The organism is Vogesella sp. XCS3, assembly GCF_020616155.1.
GTDB lineage: Bacteria > Pseudomonadota > Gammaproteobacteria > Burkholderiales > Chromobacteriaceae > Vogesella.
The window spans coordinates 2,808,165-2,821,810 of the sequence record NZ_CP085530.1 but is presented as its reverse complement, the minus strand read 5'-3'; the positions used below and the strand labels follow the sequence as shown (position 1 = coordinate 2,821,810).

Below are 13,646 nucleotides of genomic sequence, written 5' to 3'. Positions count from 1 at the left end.
GGGCTATACGCGGCGCATGGCACGCGCCAGCCAGTCCAGCGCCGGCTGCTGGTCGGGGGCAAAGTAGCTGGCATTAAGGCGCAGGGCGTGCCGCCCTGCGGCGTCCGGCTGGCACAGCGTACCGGGTGCCAGCTGGATGGCGTGGCGCTGGGCGGTAGCGGCCAGCTGCACACAGTCCGCCGGCACATCGCGCAGCCAGACAAAATAGCCGCCCTCGGCAGGCTGCAGGCTGGCACCGTCGGGCAGGGTTGGCCGCAACAGGGTTTCCAGCTGACCTACCTTGTCGGCCAGCTGCTGGCGCAAACGACGCAAGCCCGGCAGGTAGCGCCCGCCGGACAGCAGCTCGGCCAGCGCCAGCTGGTTGGGCAGCGGCGACGCCAGCGTCTGCGCCAGTTTCAGGCGACGCACCAGCTCGCCATAGCGCCCGGGCAATAGCCAGCCCACGCGGTAGCCCGGTGCCATCGATTTGGAAAACGTACCGCACAGCAAGATGCGGCCATCCCGGTCGTCGGCCTTCATGGGCAAGGGCACCGTGCCGTCAAACCCCAGCAAACGGTAGGCATCATCTTCGATAATCGGCACATCGTAGCGCTGCGCCAGCCCCAGCAATAGCTGGCGGGTAGCCGGTAGCAAACTGCGCCCATGCGGGTGGCAGTAGGCACTCATCAGGGCAATGGCTTGCACCCGGCGCTGCGACAAAGCCTGCTCCAGCTCGGCCGTGGCCACGCTGCCGTCTGCGGCCAACACCAGCGGCAAGATGGCCACGCCTTGCTCGGCCAAGCCACCCAGCAGGCCGGGGAACGCCGGCTGCAGCACCGCTACCTGTGGCTGTGCCACGCCATGCGTAACGGCGGCCACCGCCAGCGATAAGGCCTCCATGCCGCCACAGGTGATCAGCACTTCGTCGGCGTGTACCTCCCAGCCCTCGGCGTAAGCTTGCTGGGCGATCTGTCGGCGCAGTGCCGGCATGCCGGCCAGCGCCGGCTCGGCCAACGCCTGGGCGTAGTGGCGCATGGCGCCGATAAAAGCGTGGGTCAGCGGGCGGGTATCGTACAGGGCAGGGTGGATGAACGGCGCGCCCAAGGGTGCGGCCAGGCTATCGCTGCCGCCACCGGCATCGGCGGCCACCACGTAGCCGCGGCGAGGCTGGGCCACCACATAGCCCAGCTTTTCCAGCTCGTAATAGGTACGCCGCGCCGTATTCAGGCCCACACCGTATTGCTGCACCAGCTGGCGCAGCGATGGCAAAGTGTCACCACGCTGATAATCACCGTGCCGGATACTGCTGATGATGCGCTGAACCAGTTCGCCGTACTTGCTCACGCCGGGCCGCCTGTAAGGGGAAAAGGGCGATTATGCCCACTGTGGCGGCAAAGATCAGCGCTTCTTGTCGATATGGGCAAAAATGGCGTGGCGGGTCTGGTTGATGAGCAGCTCCAGCTCGCCGGTGTCTTTCATTTTGCGCAGCTCGCGGTTAAAGCGCCGCACCAGCTCGGCCGCCTGCGGGTGGCCGCGCCATATCACCACGCACAGCGGGGTGCTCCAGTATTCGCGCGCCTGCGGCACAATGCGCGCCGCCATGGAAGGCGGCAGCTGCAAGCGGGTGGTGAGCTGGCCCGCCTCGCCTTCCATGGGGAACAGGTCGATACGGCCTGCGGCCAACTTGCGCAGATTGCTGACATCGTCGGTTGTCACATCCACCTTCAGCACGCCGCTGTGCTGCAAGCGGGTAAAGGTATCGGAATAAAAATTGCCGGCGGTAATGCCAAAGCGGTAGGGCGCCAGGTCTTCCAGCGTTTTCCAGGCGTAGGTTTCACCCAGGCGCTGAAACAGCACCATGCGAAACGGCAGGACTTCTTCGCTGAACAGCAGGTCTTTCTGGCGATCTTCGTTGGGCGTCCAGCCCAGGCTGCCATCCACATCGCCATTGCGCGCCATCTGGATAGCACGGTTATTGGGGTACCAGCCATAGCGCACGCTGACGTTGCCGCGCCGGAACACCTCGGTCACCACCCGCGTCAGGATGCCGCCGAATGGCAGGGTTTCTGCCATATACGGCGCGTATTCCTGGTTGGAAAAGCGCACTTTCAGCGCCGGTTCCGCCCCCTGTGCCACCAGCGGCAGCCATAGCACAGCCAAGCTTATCCATTGTCGCCACATAACATACCCCCCAAGCTGACCATTTCAGCCTAGGCAGCGGCGTGTCATACACCAAGCAATTTATCGAAGAAAAAACTTTTCACGGCTGCGGCAAAAATACCCGGCGTCGGCTATCGGCCAGCAAGCGCGCCAGCTCGCCACTGCGCTTCATGGCCGCCAGTTCGCGGTTAAAGCGCCGCACCAGTTCTGCAGCCTGCGGGTGGCCGCGCCACACGACCATGCACATGGGGGCATGCCAGTAGGCACGGGGCTGCGCCACCAGCAGCTGCGCCTGCGCCGGTGGCAGCTGCTGCTGGATCAGGAACTGCCCGCTTTCCAGCTCCATGGGCACCAGGTCTACCCGCCGGGCGACCAGTTTGCGCATATTGCTCAGGTCGTCGGGGGATTCGTCGGCGTGCAGTACCCCCTGCTTCAACAGCAGGTCAAACTCGGGCGAATAGAAATTCCCCAGCGTGACGCCAAAACGATAGGGTGCCAGGTCTGATAACACTTTCCAGCGGTAACGCTGCGCCTTGCGCTGGAACAGCACCATGCGAAACGGCAGCACCTCCTGGCTGAACAGCAAATCACGCTCGCGATCCGGGCTGGGCGTCCAGCCCACACTGCCATCCACATCGCCGTTACGCGCCAGCTGGATGGCGCGGTTATTGGGGTACCACACATAGCTGACCGACACATTGCCACGGCGAAACACCTCGGTAACCAGCCGCGTCAGCATGCCGCCATCCGGCAGCCGGCTACCGGCGTAGGGCGGGTACTCCTGGTTGGAAAAGCGCACCTGTAGTGGCGGCTCGGCAGCCCATACCCCGCCGGCCAACCACAGCAGGCACACCGCTATAAACCATCGCCGCATCGATATTCTCCTTTTTACCCTGCCAGTGTAGTGCACACACGACAGGACAGTGGCCCTGTCCTCGCCGGGCAAACTGGCTCTGGGCTAGCCAGCCATGCGACGACACAATCCAGACAAAGGAGAACGCCATGCCACTCTACCAACCACCCGCTTTTGCCAGCCCTGCCAGCGCGGCCAGCGCACTGGCTGCCCGGCACCCCTTTGCCACGCTGATCACCCCCGCTAGCGACACACCGTGGATCAGCCACCTGGTGTTGCTACCCGACCCCAGCCGGCCAGACTGCCTGCTAGGCCACCTGGCCGCCGCCAATGGCCATAGCCAGGCTTTGCTACAGGCGCCCAGCGTTGCCGTGTTTCAGGGGGAGCACGGTTATATCTCGCCACGCTGGTACCAAAGCAGCGGCATGGTACCTACCTGGAACTACCGTGTAGCGCACGCCCAATGCGCCGTGGCGCAGCAGGTGAGCGGCGACGAGCTCTACACGCTGCTGGCGCAGCTCAGTGCCCGCTTCGAAGGGCCGGACGGCTGGTCGCCCGAAGCCGTACCAGCCCAGGCCATGGCCGCCATGCAGCGCGCCATCGTGGGCTTTCGCCTGCCCGTGATCCAGTGGCAATGCAAGGAAAAACTCAGCCAGAACCGTAGCCTGGCCGACCGCCACAGCGTGATCGCCGCCCTGGCCAGTGGCCAGCCTGACGAGCAACAGCTGGCTGCCTGCATGCAGGCAGTGCTCGACAGCGAACCCGCCAGCTAGCGGGCAAAACCCGTTACACTGCAGGGCTTTACGTACCCCACGCGAAAGCCCTGCAATGGCACTGAAAGCCACCATTTACAAAGCCGACCTCACGATTTCCGATATGGACCGTGGCTATTACGACAGCCACAGCCTGACCATCGCCCAGCACCCGTCCGAAACCATCGAGCGCATGATGCTGCGCATTGCCGTATTTGCCCTGCACGCCGGCGAATACATGGCCTTTACCCGCGGTATCAGCGACGACGAGGAACCGGACCTGTGGCAGAAGAATTTCAGTGAGGAAATCGAGCAGTGGATCGAGCTGGGCGAGCCGGACGAAAAGCGCCTGCGCAAAGCCTGCGGCCGCGCCGGCCAGGTATGGCTGTACAACTACGGTGGCCGTTCGGCGGATATCTGGTGGGAAGGCATGGCCGGCAAGGTTGGCCGCTTCGACCACCTGAACATCTTCAGCATCGCCACCGACACCCTGGCCGAGCTGGCCGCGCTGTGCGAGCGCAGCATGCAGCTGAACGCCACAGTGCAGGACGGCGTGCTGTGGCTGTCGTCCGAGCAAGGCAGCGTGGCCGTCAGCCCGCACCGCCTGTACGGCAGCGCCGAGCGCTAAGCGCAGCGGCGCGCGCCTGCCGGGTGAAAAATCAGCCGGTCTATCCCTTTATGGTGATGGGCTGGCATATAATCCTTGCCCATAATCGCCATACATTTACAGACTTGGGACATTTTCACCATGCAAGATACGCACGCCTGGTCCGGCCGCTTCTCCGAACCCGTTTCCGAACTGGTTAAAAAATACACCGCTTCGGTCACTTTCGATAACCGCCTGGCCGAGTTCGACATCGAAGGCTCGCTGGCGCACGCCGCCATGCTGAACAAGTCCGGCGTGCTGTCCGACGCCGACCTGGCCGCCATCCGCGACGGCATGGCGCAGATCATCGCCGACATCCGCGCCGGTAACTTCGACTGGAGCGTGGACCTGGAAGACGTGCACATGAACGTGGAGCGCCGCCTCACCGACAAGATCGGCGACGCCGGCAAGCGCCTGCACACCGGCCGCAGCCGTAACGACCAGGTCGCCACCGACATCCGCCTGTGGCTGCGCGCGCAGATCGACGCCATCGTGGTGCTGATCGCCGAGCTGCAAACCAGCCTGCTGGACCTGGCCGAACAGCACGCCGACACCGTGATGCCGGGCTTCACCCACCTGCAGGTGGCACAGCCGGTAACCTTTGGCCACCACATGCTGGCCTACGTGGAAATGCTGGGCCGCGACGCCGAGCGCATGAGCGACTGCCGCAAGCGCGTGAACCGCCTGCCGCTGGGCGCCGCCGCACTGGCCGGCACCACCTTCCCCATCGACCGCCACTACACCGCGCAGCTGCTGGGCTTTGACGACGTGTGCCACAACTCGCTGGACGCCGTGTCCGACCGTGACTTCGCCATCGAATTCACCGCCGCCGCCAGCCTGGTGATGGTGCACCTGAGCCGCCTGTCCGAAGAGCTGATCCTGTGGATGAGCCCGCGCGTCGGCTTTATCGATATCGCCGACCGCTTCTGCACCGGCAGCTCCATCATGCCGCAAAAGAAAAACCCGGACGTACCGGAGCTGGTACGCGGCAAATCCGGCCGTGTTGTTGGCCACCTGATCGCCCTGGTCACCCTGATGAAGGCGCAGCCACTGGCCTACAACAAGGACAATCAGGAAGACAAAGAGCCGCTGTTTGACACCGCCGACACCCTGATCGACACCCTGCGCATCTACGCCGACATGATGCGCGGCATCACCGTGAAGCCGGACGCCATGCGTGCTGCCGTGCTGCAGGGCTTTGCCACCGCCACCGACCTGGCCGACTACCTGGTGAAAAAGGGCATGCCATTCCGCGACAGCCACGAAGTGGTGGCGCTGACCGTACGCCACGCCGAGCAGCAGGGCGTGGACATTGCCGAGCTGAGCCTGGACACGCTGCGCCAGTTCAGTACCCTGATCGAGCAAGACGTGTACAGCGTACTGACCCCGGAAGGCAGCCTGGCGCAACGCGACCACGTGGGCGGCACCGCACCGAACCAGGTACGCTTCCAGATTGCCCGCCACCGCGCCCGCCTGGCCGGTTAGGCAAGCAATTTCCATAGAAAACCCCCGGTATCTACCGGGGGTTTTTATATTGTCATCCACGCATGACACACTGTTACCGTTTGCCCTGCGGCCAACCTTGCCAGCCACCATCAGGCAGGGCAATACTGATGACGCCTTATCGCCAACCCAAAGGACGACTACCATGCGCAAACTGCTTGCCCTGGCCCTGCTGGCCTGTGTTTCTACCGCCACCTTTGCCGCTGACGCCAGCTGCGAAGCCAAAGCCACCGAGAAAAAACTGGCCGGCGCCGCCAAGAACAGCTTCGTGAAGAAGTGTGAAAAAGACAGCAAAGCCGCTGGTGCGCAAGCCAGCTGCGACGCCAAAGCCGCCGAGAAGAAACTGGCCGGCGCAGCCAAAAACAGCTTTGTGAAGAAATGCGTGAAAGACGCCGGCGCCGCCTGATCCGCTCCTGCCTCAACACAAAGCCCCGCCTGAGCGGGGCTTTTTGCTGGCTACAACAGACTGCAGCGCCTAGCTGCCGCGCGCGCGGCGCACGGTGACGCTCTCGCCGCCGATGCCCCAGTTATCGGTGTCCACCTCGTCGATCACCACCACGGTGGTGGCCGGGTTCTTGTTCAGCACTGTCTGCAGCAGCTGTGTCACACCGGCAATCAGCTCGGCTTTTTGCTCGGCGGTCGCGCCTTCACGGGTAATCTTGATATTGACGTAGGGCATGATGACTCCAGGGTTTCAGGTTCAGGGTTGGCCGCAAGCCGCCGCCGGGCGGAGCTGGGCCGGTGCCGGCGCCGGGCGCGACACCCACCAGGCACCCAGCGATACACACAACAGCGCCGACGCCAGCGTGGCAGTGAGCGGCTCGTGCAATAGCGGTACGGCGGCGATACCGGTCAGCACCGGGATCAGCGCCATCAGCGCCGCCACGCGTGACGGGCCTAGTAAATCGACAGCCCGCAGGTAACACAGCATGGCGACGATGGCCGGGCTGATGCCGTGAAACAGCGCCTGGCTCACGATCATCGGCCACGGCGTTGCCGCCAGGCCTTTGGGCAGCCACAACAGATAAACAGGCAGGTAGAGCAGGGTGGACGCCAGTGTCACAAAGCTGGTGAGCAGCCACGGCGCGTAGCCCCAGCGTTTGGCCAGCAAGGCATAGAGCGCCCACAGCACACCAGCGGTCAGCAGCATGCCATCGCCCAGCCATTGCCCCGGCAGCGCCTGACCGGCAAACAGCGGCCAAGCCAGCAAACCCAGCCCCAGCGCCATCACCGCATAACCGGGGCGGGCGGCACGCTGCGGCCAACCCTGGCCCAGCAGCAACAGCAGCAGCGCCATCAGGAAAGGCTGGATGCCGGCCACCAGCAAGGCCAGGTGCGCGGCCGGCACCCAGCGTACCGCGCTGTAGCACAGCAGGCAGAAACCGATGCAGCCTATCAGCGCTAGCAACCACAGCCGCGCATCGCGCCACGCGGCCAACGGCGGGCGCGGCAAACACAGTAGCACTAGGCTGGCGGTGCCCAGCCGCAGCGCCAGCAGGTCGTAGGCGGTGAGCGGCGTCTTGCCACCCAGGCGCGCCATCAACATGAAGCTGCTCCACAGCAACAGGCAGGCAAACAGGTACAGGTAGCCGTGACGGCTGGCGCGTTGGGACATGACAGATCTCGGCAGGGAAACAGGCTGTCACTATGCGCGCCGTTTTTCATCCTGAAAAATGAATTAATATGATGAAAAGCATCCCATATGGAGAACAATATGGACCTAGGCGACCTGGCTATCTTTCAGGCGGTACTCAAGGAAGGCGGCATTACCGCCGCCGCGCGCCGCCTGCACCGCGTGCAATCCAACATCACCACCCGCATCAAGCAGCTGGAAGACAGCCTGGGTGTCGCGCTGTTCGAACGCGACGGCCGCGGCGTGCGGCCAACCGCAGCCGCCCACGTGCTGGCCGACTATAGCGCGCGCTTGCTGGCGCTGGCCGACGAAGCACGCGCCGCGGTGGCCAGCGATACGCCACGCGGCACGCTGCGCCTGGGCGCCATGGAAAACACTGCCGCCGTGCGCCTGCCACCCTTGCTGGCCCACTTTCATCAGCAACACCCGGATGTGCGGCTGGAGCTGCGCACCGGCCCTACCGCCAGCATGATCGGCGCCGTACTGGCAGGGGAGCTGGACTGCGCGCTGGTATGCGGGCCGGTAAACGAACCCAGGCTGGAAAGCCAGCCGTTTTGCCAGGAAAACCTGCTGCTGATCAGCGCACTGGGCGCCAGGGTAGGGCCGGAACACGGGCCGCTCACCCTGCTGGCTTTCGACCACGGCTGCGCCTACCGGCAGCGGCTGGAGCGCTGGCTGGATGAAAGCGGCTGCGTGGTGGACCGGCTGGTAGAGCTGGACTCCTACCATGCCATGATCAGCTGCGCCGCCAGCGGCATGGGTATTGCGCTGGTGCCCGAAGCGCTGCTGGCGCTGACCCCGGCCGCCGGCCATGTGGCTACCCACCCGCTACCCGCGCAGCTCGCGCTCGCCCCTACCGTGTTGATTCGCCGTCGCGGCGTACGCGCCCCGGCTATTGATGCATTTGCTGCAAGTTTGTTTGCATTTCAGCAATAAAATGCCAAAGGTATTCCGCAGATATAATGTAGAAAGTTTTTAAAAATCAGCCACCTAGCCAACAGGATTTGACCATTATCAACAGCGTGGTGCGCATTAGGACATACGATATCTACGCGTGATTTTATATAAAAAATCATTTTCATTTAATAAATATATAAATTAAACACGCGCAAAACCACCCACCTATGCGTAAAAAGAGCCATGTCCAAACTCACCATCTCGCGCCTGTCATTGGCGCAAAAACTCAGCCTGGTGCTCAGCATCGCGCTGTTTATCATTCTGGGTATTGCCGGCCTGGTTGTTAGCCAGTGGCTGGGCAACCGCGTAGAACAGCGCGCGGTCGACACCATGCAACAAACCAACCAGCAAGTCGTAGACAGTATTGCTGCCTACGCCAGCGTGCTGGAAAGCAGCGCCCACAATAGTGCCGCACAGCTGGCCGCCAGCCTGCCGGGGGCGCTACGCGTGGATGCGGCCAACCCTGTCACTATCAGCGGCAACAGTGCCCCGGCACTGTATAGCGGCGACACACTGCTGAACGGCAACGAAATCCAGGTAGACCGTTTTACCCAGGCGACCCGCGGCGTAGCCACCCTGTTTGTACGCCAGGGCGATGATTTCATCCGCATTGCATCGTCGCTGAAAAAAGAAGACGGCACCCGCGCCGTGGGCACCTCGCTGGACCACGCCCACCCGGCGTATAGCCTGCTGAAAAGCGGCGAGCGCTATACCGGCCCGGCCAACCTGTTTGGCCGTGACTACATGACACACTACATACCGCTGAAGGATGCCGCCGGCCAGGTTGTTGCCGTGGTCTTTGCCGGTATCGATTACACCGACGGGCTGAAAGCACTGAAGCAGAAGATCCTGTCGCTCAAGATCGGTGATAGCGGCTACGTATACGTGCTGGACGCCAAAACACGCCCGGGCGAGCTGGTCATCCACCCCAATAAAGAAGGCAAAAACCTGCTGGACAGCACCGATGCCGACGGCCAGCCTTTTATCAAGACCATGATCTCGCAGCAGCAAGGGCAAATCCGTTACAACTGGCTGGACGCCGGCGCCACCAAGCCACGTCTGAAACTGGCTACCTTCGTGCCTTACCCGCAGTGGGGCTGGCTGGTTGCCACCAGCGCCTACCAGGACGAGCTGGTGCGTGAGCCGCACGAAATGCAGGTCAAGATGCTGCTGGGCACCCTGCTGGTCATCGTACTGCTGGTAGCGCTGGTCTTCGTGGCCATGCGCCGTTGGGTCAGCGCCCCGCTGGCACGCCTGGTAGACACCACCCGCCGCGTGGCCGCTGGCGACCTGACCGTGAGTATTGCCGTAGACCGCCACGATGAAATCGGCGAAGTGCTGCAAGCCAATAACCTGATGTGCAAAGAGCTGCGCCAGCTGATCAGCGAAGTGAACCAGAGCGTGGATGGCCTGGCACGCAACGCGCAGGGCCTGGCCGCGCTGTCGGAAGACGTGTCCGGCAGCTCGCAGGAGCAAAGCCGGGCCGTGGCCGCCATGGCCGCCTGTGTCGAGGAGATGACACAAAGCATCAGCCAGGTCAGCCAGTACGCCAGCGACGCGCGCGAGCTGGCCATCCAGTCCGACCAGGTGTCCAAAACCGGCGAAGTGATTGTTGGCCGCACCGTGCAGACCATGCGCGAAATCGCTGCCGCCAGCGGCAGCACCGCCGCCACCGTCACCCAGCTGGGCGAGCGCTCCGAGCAGATCAGCCGCGTGGTCACCGTGATCCGCGACATTGCCGACCAGACCAACCTGCTGGCGCTGAACGCTGCCATCGAAGCCGCCCGCGCCGGTGAAATGGGCCGCGGTTTTGCCGTGGTGGCCGACGAAGTACGCAAGCTGGCCGAGCGCACCACGCAATCCACGCTGGAAATCAGCGAGACGGTTGGCCGCATCCAGTCCGAATCGCGCGAAGCGGTAGAGAGCATGAATAGCGGCGTGCTGCAGGTAGAAGCCGGCGTGAAATCGGCCAGCGAAGCCGGCGACAGCCTGCAAAGCATCCGCGACGGCGCGCGCAAGGTAGAAGAATCGGTCGTCGGCATTGCCGACGCACTGCGCGAACAAAGCACTGCCAGCATGGACATCGCCCACAACGTGGAACGAGTGGCGCAGCAAGCCGACCAGAACCACCACAAGGCGCACGACGCCTCGCTGGCTGCCTGCGAAATGACTGCCATGGCGCAGCAGCTGCGCCAGTCGGTATCGCGCTTCAAGATCTGACGACCCGCCAGTGACACAAAACCCCGGCCTGCTGCAGACCGGGGTTTTGTTTTATGCGGGTACCACCCTCCGCCCGCCAGGGCTTACTTCATCCCCAGCCTCTCCAGCCGGTAGCGCAGCGAGCGGAAGCTTACCCCCAGCAGCTTGGCCGCCTGGGTACGGTTGCCCTCGCTTTGCTGCAAAGCCGCTTCTATCGCCACCCGCTCCACGCGGTCCAGGTAGTCTTGCAGGGTTTCGCTGCTGCCCGGCACCAGCGTGTCACCCTCGGCCAGGCTATCCGGGCAGGCACCCAGCTGCAGGTCTTCCGGCTCGATACGATCGTCGCTACACAACGCCACCGCGCGTTCCAGAATGTTTTCCAGCTCGCGGAAATTGCCCGGGTAATGGTAGGCCAGCAGGGCTTTTACCGCGTCGGGGGTCAGGCGCGGGCGCACCTCGCTGCTGCCGGCAAAGCGGTCGAGCAGGGCGCCGACAAAGCGCGGAATATCGTCGCGCAGCTCGCGCAGCGCCGGCATGGCCAGGCTGATGACGTTCAGCCGGTAGAACAGATCCTGGCGGAACAAGCCATCGCTTACTGCCTGGGGCAGGTTGCGGTGCGTGGCCGACAGGATGCGTACATCGATGGCTTCTTCTTGCGTGGCCCCCAGGCGACGCACGGTTTTTTCCTGGATCACGCGCAGCAGCTTGACCTGCATGGCCAGCGGCAGGTCGGCCACCTCGTCCAGAAACAGCGTACCGCCGTGTGCCTGCTGAAAGAAGCCTTCTCGGTCGGCATCCGCACCGGTATACGCGCCTTTCTTGCTGCCGAAAAACTCGCTCTCCATCAGGTTTTCCGGAATGGCACCGCAGTTCACCGCCACAAAGGGTTTGCCGGCGCGGGGGCTTTGTTCGTGTATCTGGCGGGCAGCCTGCTCTTTACCGGTACCCGATTCACCGCTGATATGCACCGCCGCCTGGCTGCGCGCCAGCTTGGCAATCAGCTTGCGTACCTCTTGCATGGCCGGGGCCTCGCCCAGCAGGCGTTCACCCGCCATGGCAGGGTTGGCCGCAGCGGCAGGCAGGCGGATGGCCGACTTCACCAGGGCGCGCAGCGCGGCCAGGCTCAGCGGCTTGGCCAGGTAGTCAAACGCGCCGGCCTTCATGGCGGCTACGGCGTTTTCGGTACTGCCAAAAGCGGTAATCACCGCCACCGGAATATCCAGCTGCTGTTCGGCAATGTACTGCACCACCTGCAGGCCTTCGCCGTCGGGCAGACGCATATCGGTGAGTACCAGCTCGAAACGCTGGCGGGCCAGCTTGCTGCAGGCGTCGCCTACCGAGGCGGCGCTGTCTACTTCCAGCCCCATCTTCAACAGGGTCAGTTGCAGCAGTTCGCGGATATCGGGTTCGTCGTCAACGATCAGTACGCGGCTCATGGTTCCTTGGGCAGGCTCAGGCGAAAGCAGCCACCGGGCGGCTGGTAGTCCAGCCGGGCACCGTTGGCCTCGGCCAGCTCGCGGGCGATGTACAAGCCCAGGCCGGTACCGCTGCTTTCAGTGGTGAAAAAGGGTTCGAACAAGTGGCTCTGCGTATCGGGGGCGATACCGGGGCCATCGTCGATCACGCGGATGCAATCGTGGTCGATTTCCATGCGTAGTGCGCCGGTAGTGCGGCTGCTGTGACGCCAGCCATTGCTGAGCAGGTTGCCCAGTATTTGCTGCAGGTGGCCACGGTCAAAGCGCACGCTTGCCGGCGCCAGATAGCGGGTCAGGATGCGCCCGGCAGTGTCGGGGTGGGCCAGCACAAAGCTGTCGATGAGCTCGGGCAAAAAGCGGCTCAGCTCCAGTGTTTCGCTGCGCACACGGTCGCGGCGGTTTAGCTGCAGTACTTCCTCTACCAACCGGTTGATGCGGCGGGTATTGTCTTGCACCATGGCGGCCAGGCGCTGGGTGGCCGGGTCGGCGGCGTCTTCGGCCAACAGCTCGCTGGCGTGGCTGATGGCGGCCAGCGGGTTGCGGATTTCATGGGCAATATTGGCAGTAAGGCGGCCCAGCGCGGTGAGTTTGAGCTGCTGCGCCTCGGCGGCCAGCTCGGCCACGTTTTGCAGGAACAGCACCAGCAAGGGGGCGCCGTTTTCCTCCAGCGGCACCATGCGGCCGATCAGCTGCTGGCCACGCACATTGCTTTCTATGGTCTGGGCGTAGGGCTGGCAGCCACCGCGCCGCCAGCGCTGTATCACCGGCATCAGCTCGGGCAGGGTGGCCTCGCGCTGGATGCGGCCCAGCAGGCGCTCGGCGCGGCTATTGTAGTGGCGCACCACACCGTGGCCATCCAGCACCACCACGCCCTCGCGCAGCGCTTGCAGCACCAGCGCGTTGACGCGGTTCAGGCTGGCCAGCTGGCCGCCACGCTCTGCGGCCAACCTTTCCGATTCGCGCGCCTTGCGCGCCAGCAGCCAGGTGGTACTACTGGTCACAAAGCAGGCAATAGCCAGCAGCGCGGCCTGGAACAACTCGCGCGGAATACTCAGGCCATTCAGCGCATACACCAGCACGCTGGCAAACACGGCCAGCGTCGCCATGGCGGCGTGAAACAGCGCCAGACGGCCGGTAACCAGCATGCCGGCTACCGCCAGGAAGGGCAGCAGCAACATGCCAAAGCCGCTTTGCACGCCACCGTACTCGTGCATGTACACCACCAGCAGGGCAATATCGCCCGCCAGGCTCACGGTTACGCCCCACTCCAGCGGGATGCGCAGCCGTGGCAGCAGCACGCCCAGCACCACCAGCCCGCCGTACATCAGCAGCCAGCCGCTGAGCCAGGCATTGCCGCCAAACGGCGCCGGCATGGCCCACTGCGTCATGATCAGCAGCGCCGCCACGCTGGCTACCCGGAAAATATTGTAGTAGCGCAGCGCGCGCGGCGGGGTGAGCGGTGACGTAGAGGGCGCCGGGCTGGACACAG

The 13,646-nt window shown here is 63.8% G+C and carries 13 protein-coding genes; 6 read left to right on the top strand and 7 right to left on the bottom strand.

The window, feature by feature from the left end; genetic code table 11:
* Window positions 1-3 precede the first annotated feature (3 nt).
* The 3 genes from LCH97_RS13510 to LCH97_RS13500 form a co-directional block, all read right to left on the bottom strand.
* A complete protein-coding gene (locus LCH97_RS13510) occupies window positions 4-1,323 on the bottom strand; it encodes a PLP-dependent aminotransferase family protein (RefSeq protein WP_227302144.1) in 1,320 nt (439 codons plus the stop codon).
* 54 nt (window positions 1,324-1,377) lie between these two features.
* Window positions 1,378-2,133, bottom strand: a complete 756-nt coding sequence (locus LCH97_RS13505; RefSeq protein WP_227305363.1) for an ABC transporter substrate-binding protein — start codon at window positions 2,131-2,133, stop codon at window positions 1,378-1,380.
* 106 nt (window positions 2,134-2,239) lie between these two features.
* Entirely contained in the window at window positions 2,240-3,013 is a 774-nt protein-coding gene (locus LCH97_RS13500; protein WP_227302143.1) for an ABC transporter substrate-binding protein, read from the bottom strand.
* 128 nt (window positions 3,014-3,141) lie between these two features.
* On the opposite strand from LCH97_RS13500, the gene LCH97_RS13495 reads away from it, so the two are divergent.
* From LCH97_RS13495 to LCH97_RS13480, 4 genes are all read left to right on the top strand, one after another.
* Window positions 3,142-3,765: an FMN-binding negative transcriptional regulator gene (locus LCH97_RS13495; RefSeq protein ID WP_227302142.1), complete on the top strand. Its 624-nt coding sequence runs from the start codon at window positions 3,142-3,144 to the stop codon at window positions 3,763-3,765.
* Between the two features lie 55 nt (window positions 3,766-3,820).
* The gene (locus tag LCH97_RS13490; protein WP_227302141.1) at window positions 3,821-4,372 is read left to right on the top strand and encodes a YaeQ family protein; all 552 of its coding nucleotides are present in this window, start codon (window positions 3,821-3,823) and stop codon (window positions 4,370-4,372) included.
* A gap of 120 nt (window positions 4,373-4,492) precedes the next feature.
* On the top strand, window positions 4,493-5,875 hold the full coding sequence (argH, locus tag LCH97_RS13485) for an argininosuccinate lyase (protein WP_227302140.1): 1,383 nt from the start codon (window positions 4,493-4,495) through the stop codon (window positions 5,873-5,875).
* A gap of 163 nt (window positions 5,876-6,038) precedes the next feature.
* Window positions 6,039-6,299, top strand: a complete 261-nt coding sequence (locus tag LCH97_RS13480) for a hypothetical protein (protein ID WP_017507822.1) — start codon at window positions 6,039-6,041, stop codon at window positions 6,297-6,299.
* 69 nt (window positions 6,300-6,368) lie between these two features.
* Here the strand turns inward: LCH97_RS13480 and LCH97_RS13475 are convergent, their stop codons facing one another.
* On the bottom strand, window positions 6,369-6,572 hold the full coding sequence (locus LCH97_RS13475; protein ID WP_144370732.1) for a 2-hydroxymuconate tautomerase family protein: 204 nt from the start codon (window positions 6,570-6,572) through the stop codon (window positions 6,369-6,371).
* Window positions 6,573-6,593: 21 nt separating this feature from the next.
* Window positions 6,594-7,508, bottom strand: a complete 915-nt coding sequence (locus LCH97_RS13470; protein ID WP_227302139.1) for a DMT family transporter — start codon at window positions 7,506-7,508, stop codon at window positions 6,594-6,596.
* A gap of 99 nt (window positions 7,509-7,607) precedes the next feature.
* Between LCH97_RS13470 and LCH97_RS13465 the strand changes: the two genes are divergently transcribed.
* Together LCH97_RS13465 and LCH97_RS13460 are read left to right on the top strand one after the other, a co-directional pair.
* Complete coding sequence (locus tag LCH97_RS13465) at window positions 7,608-8,462, top strand: LysR family transcriptional regulator (protein WP_227302138.1); 855 nt, start codon at window positions 7,608-7,610, stop codon at window positions 8,460-8,462.
* 204 nt (window positions 8,463-8,666) lie between these two features.
* Window positions 8,667-10,703: a methyl-accepting chemotaxis protein gene (locus LCH97_RS13460; RefSeq protein ID WP_227302137.1), complete on the top strand. Its 2,037-nt coding sequence runs from the start codon at window positions 8,667-8,669 to the stop codon at window positions 10,701-10,703.
* Window positions 10,704-10,786: 83 nt separating this feature from the next.
* On the opposite strand, the gene LCH97_RS13455 is transcribed toward LCH97_RS13460, so the two are convergent.
* On the bottom strand, window positions 10,787-12,118 hold the full coding sequence (locus LCH97_RS13455) for a sigma-54 dependent transcriptional regulator (protein WP_227302136.1): 1,332 nt from the start codon (window positions 12,116-12,118) through the stop codon (window positions 10,787-10,789).
* The gene (locus LCH97_RS13450) at window positions 12,115-13,644 is read right to left on the bottom strand and encodes a nitrogen regulation protein NR(II) (RefSeq protein ID WP_227302135.1); all 1,530 of its coding nucleotides are present in this window, start codon (window positions 13,642-13,644) and stop codon (window positions 12,115-12,117) included. The genes LCH97_RS13455 and LCH97_RS13450 overlap by 4 nt, the downstream gene beginning before the upstream one ends.
* Window positions 13,645-13,646: the final 2 nt, after the last annotated feature.